This window comes from Citreimonas salinaria, from assembly GCF_900107235.1.
Classification (GTDB): Bacteria; Pseudomonadota; Alphaproteobacteria; order Rhodobacterales; family Rhodobacteraceae; genus Citreimonas; species Citreimonas salinaria.
This window is the reverse complement of the sequence record NZ_FNPF01000046.1, coordinates 1-3870: the sequence shown is the minus strand read 5'-3', so window position 1 is coordinate 3870 and position 3870 is coordinate 1. Positions and strand designations below refer to the sequence as shown.

Sequence of the window (3870 nt, the reverse complement as noted above, 5' to 3'; positions counted from 1 at the left end):
TCGGCGAAGAGGCAGACTGGCGCTCCAACGCAGAAATGATCTTTGAGCTGGAGCAAGGGCTGACCGTCGGATACCGCGGCTTCTGGTCGTGTGCATAGGGCCAAAAGCGCTTCGCGCGTGCGCGAACCGCGGAGTCGCTTCGTCGGCGCTCGGGCGTTCTGCGGAGGCCGGAAGACGGCGCCTCCTGAGTGGCGCCGAAGGCGGCGCCGCGCCCATCTGGGGCGGGGCGTCCTTCGGTTGTGAGTTGCGCGTTGAGAATCCGCCCAGCCCTCGATTTGGCAAGAGCCTGACGACCGGGATCGGTCCCGCGAGATCGGCGAAAATTTGTGATCCTTGGCGTCTTGACCTTCCAGCGGTGGAAGAGCCGATATACGGTCCACAAGACATGGAGGCGGACGATGGAGTTCGAGGTTCAGGGAATGACCTGCGGTCACTGTGAGCGGGCGGTCACGAAGGCGGTTCAGGCGCTCGACCCCGATGCAAGGGTCGCCGTGGACCGGGCGGCGGGCCGGGTTTCGGTGGACAGCCGAACGGACCCGCAGGCGGTTCGGAAAGCCATCGAAGACGAAGGCTATCGCGTTGGTCGGTAAGGATCGGCTGAGCGGTTTCAGCCAGATAACGGCAGGACATCCTATGACACAGAGAGTATCACTCATCCCGGCCAGCGTGGCGGCTTTGCTCGCAATGGCTGGAGTTGCGATAGCGCAGACCAGCCACGACGGTGCGCAAGGCATGATGCATGGCGGCGGCCAGGACCACATGATGCAGGGAATGCACGGTGACACGGCAGGCGATCCCAAGGGGTCGGCAGCCGGTCACGACGGGGCGGGCGCCGGCCACGACGCGCACGGCGCTGGAGCGGCATCCGGCCCCGGCTCGTCAGCGATCGATGACTATCGCGCCGTCAATCGCGCGATGCACGAGGCGATGGATATCGAATTCACCGGCGATCCCGATGTCGACTTCGCCCGTGGAATGATTGGGCATCACCGGGGCGCGATCGACATGGCGCGGATCCTGCTCGAGCGCGGCCAAGATCCGGCACTGCGGCGGCTTGCCGAAGAGGTGATCGAGGCCCAGGAGGCCGAGATCGCGTTCCTCGAGAACTGGCTGGCCGAGAACGCCAGGTGAAACCGCGGCCGACTTTGCTGATCGGCACCGGCCTTGCCGCCGGCGCCGCTATCACGGGTCTCGCCGTCGCTCTGGCGGATGGTGGCTCGGCGCAGGACGCGCAGGCGGTGGCCGAGGGACAGGCCCTCTACGCCGCGCATTGCGCGGCGTGTCACGGTGCGGAACTGGAAGGACAGCCCGATTGGCAGACGCGGCTGCCGTCCGGTCGGTTCCCGGCACCGCCGCACGACGCCACCGGGCACACATGGCACCATTCCGACGAGGCGCTGTTCCGGATCGTGCACGACGGCTCGGCCGCCGTCATCGGGAACGGCTACGAAAGCGACATGCCCGGCTTCGGCGACATCCTGAGCGACGAAGACATCCGGTCGGTGCTGGCCTACATCAAGTCGACTTGGCCGGAACGTGAGCGGGCCTATCAGGAAGAGGTATCGCGTGGGGATTGAACCGCCTTCATCGAAGGCCGGAAGCGCCTGGCTTGTCCCGAAATAGCCGCAACTCGACCTCGTTTCCTGGCGTTGCTTCTGCCGAACCTGCTTCCGGAGGTGGGACTATAACGAGGCAACGGTCCGCAGATCTTCCGCTGTCGACCTGAAAACGCATTGTTCCGAAGAGCGGGATCCTAAGTGCCACTCACGTCGCAGCGAGTTGACGGGCACTCCAGCACAGCAGCCTTGCTCGAATGGCTCTTTTCGGGGAAGGCAGCAATAAGGGAGCCAGCGCTCTTGGCGCGGATTGCGGACCTTGCCGATGGATCGGGAGAGAAATGAATGCCGCCTTTCTACAAGCATTTCGGGCGACGGCACGGATGATGCGGCGTTCCCTCATCGGCCTCGCCGTACTCGTGGCCATCGGAGTAGGCGCCTGGGCTCTGTGGGGGCCTCCTGGCCTCGCCGCCGAGGTTGATCGCGAAACTCTGGACGGGCTGGTCGAGGCCGCCGGGGCGGCAGGCCCATCCGTCATCGTCGCATTCATGACTGTCGCGGTCGTGGCGAGCCCGATCCCCAGCGCCCCGATCGCCATGGCGTCCGGTGCGGCCTACGGCCATTTCTGGGGCACGCTTTGGGTGATCCTCGGCGCAGAAACCGGCGCGCTCATCGCGTTCGGCCTGGCCCGCGGTCTGGGACGAGGCGTCATGAAGCGTTGGTTCGGCGACCGGATCGAGCAGGGCCTGCTGGGCTCGCAGAACGCCCTGACGGCGGCTGTCTTCGCCAGTCGCCTGATGCCGTTCGTTTCCTTCGACCTTATCAGCTACGCAGCGGGTCTCAGCACATTGAAGTTCTGGCGGTTCGCCTTGGCGACCCTTGCGGGGATTGCCCCCGCGAGTTTTCTGCTCGCGCATTTCGGGACTGCCGCGGCCAGCGGAGAAGCCGGTGCCTTCACGTGGGCCGCGGCACTGGGACTGGGCCTGGTGACCGGTGCGCCGCTGGTCTGGGCAGCCTGGCGTGGCCGGGGCAGGAAACCGCGCTGAGGTCGGGCTCGGCAGATCGCCTGCTGGCGGTCCCCGCCCCTTCGGTGTGGAAACGCCGCGGTGTAGGTCAAGAACTTGCCACTGCGCGCGCGGATCGGGTAGCGTGCTGCGCATGAGGCTGCTGGTCCCATTCCTCCGGGCGCTCGTCATCGCGTTCCTGCTTCCGACCGTGGTCATGGCGACGGGTCATAAGGACCACGCCCCGTCGCAGCGCGACTGCTGCGGGGGCGCGGAGTGGGTCATTTCGCACCATGCGGATGCCGCGCCCCATTCCGTCGACCCGGTCTCGGCTTCCGGTGAGCACGGGCACCGATCAGGTGAGGCCACGCACCTGTCTTGCGGCTTCCACGCTTGCAACTGGATCGCTGCCGCGGCCATCTTTGCGGCACGCCCACTCAGTTTGACCCGGGCGCGATATGCGTCCACCGGTACCGCCACGCCGCCGGCCGCGCGTGCCGAAAGCCAGAACCGGCCGCCGGCTACCTTCTCCTGAGCCACCCTCAACCGAGACGTGACGGCGAAGCAGCGCGCCGGATCGGCCTCGAAGAATTCCAGCTGCGCGCTCCACTGAAGCCGCACCTGTTCAGGAGACAATATGAAGACGCATATACTCGCATCCGCCGTTGTCCTTGCCTCCACTGTGGCCTTTGCCGCCGGCTCGGGCGATCATTCCCACGACGAAAGCCGTCCAGTGGGCCAGCCCGGCAGTCTTGCCGAGGTGGACCGCACCGTCGATATACGCATGAACGAGACCGCTGACGGCATGGTTTTCGATCCCGACGAACTCGTGGTCTCCGAGGGCGAGACGATCCGCTTCGACGTGAGCAACATCGGAGACCTCGCGCATGAGATCGTGCTGGGCACGAAGGAGAACAACCTCGCTCACAAGCAGGAGATGGCCGAAATGGGCCAGATGGATCACGACGATCCCAACGCCCTGCACCTCGCCCCCGGCGAGGACGGCGAGATCATCTGGACGTTCTCCAATGCCGGGAGCTTCCAGTTCGCCTGCCTTATCCCGGGGCACATGGAAGCCGGAATGCACGGCCCGATTACGGTCGAATGAGAACCATCCTCCTCGAGCGCGGGCGGCCAAACCGCCCGCACCGGACGAAAGGAGATATGACATGACCAAATCAACCTAAGATCGGCGTGCCGACCTGTTCGGAGGCAGGCGTTGTTGCGTAACTCTGACTGCGGGCGATTCACATCGCGAATCCATGCGGTTAGACTGGTCGCATGAGCAAGCCTCCTCCCGCCCGCTACCG

General features: G+C 65.5%; 5 protein-coding genes. All 5 read left to right on the top strand.

Translation table 11 applies throughout. The features are described from left to right. Window positions 1-398 precede the first annotated feature (398 nt). The 5 genes from BLW27_RS20350 to BLW27_RS20325 all read left to right on the top strand — a co-directional run bounded on the left by BLW27_RS20350 (window position 399) and on the right by BLW27_RS20325 (window position 3668). Complete coding sequence (locus BLW27_RS20350; protein ID WP_089886541.1) at window positions 399-590, top strand: heavy-metal-associated domain-containing protein; 192 nt, start codon at window positions 399-401, stop codon at window positions 588-590. A gap of 43 nt (window positions 591-633) precedes the next feature. Beyond that, window positions 634-1131, top strand: coding sequence for a CopM family metallochaperone (gene copM / locus BLW27_RS20345; protein WP_342708096.1), 498 nt, complete (start codon window positions 634-636; stop codon window positions 1129-1131). Then, complete coding sequence (locus BLW27_RS20340; protein ID WP_089886539.1) at window positions 1128-1577, top strand: c-type cytochrome; 450 nt, start codon at window positions 1128-1130, stop codon at window positions 1575-1577. The genes copM and BLW27_RS20340 overlap by 4 nt, the downstream gene beginning before the upstream one ends. Before the next feature lie 320 nt (window positions 1578-1897). Next, window positions 1898-2602: a TVP38/TMEM64 family protein gene (locus BLW27_RS20335; RefSeq protein ID WP_425429311.1), complete on the top strand. Its 705-nt coding sequence runs from the start codon at window positions 1898-1900 to the stop codon at window positions 2600-2602. Window positions 2603-3197: 595 nt separating this feature from the next. Next, the gene (locus tag BLW27_RS20325; protein ID WP_089886535.1) at window positions 3198-3668 is read left to right on the top strand and encodes a cupredoxin domain-containing protein; all 471 of its coding nucleotides are present in this window, start codon (window positions 3198-3200) and stop codon (window positions 3666-3668) included. Window positions 3669-3870 lie beyond the last annotated feature (202 nt).

What these genes read in the sequence shown, in the direction of transcription:
- BLW27_RS20350 (WP_089886541.1), top strand. Translation starts at nt 399, where the DNA reads ATGGAGTTCGAGGTTCAGGGAATGACCTGCGGTCACTGTGAGCGGGCG.
- copM (WP_342708096.1), top strand. Translation starts at nt 634, where the DNA reads ATGACACAGAGAGTATCACTCATCCCGGCCAGCGTGGCGGCTTTGCTC.
- BLW27_RS20325 (WP_089886535.1), top strand. Translation starts at nt 3,198, where the DNA reads ATGAAGACGCATATACTCGCATCCGCCGTTGTCCTTGCCTCCACTGTG.
- BLW27_RS20335 (WP_425429311.1), top strand. Translation starts at nt 1,898, where the DNA reads ATGAATGCCGCCTTTCTACAAGCATTTCGGGCGACGGCACGGATGATG.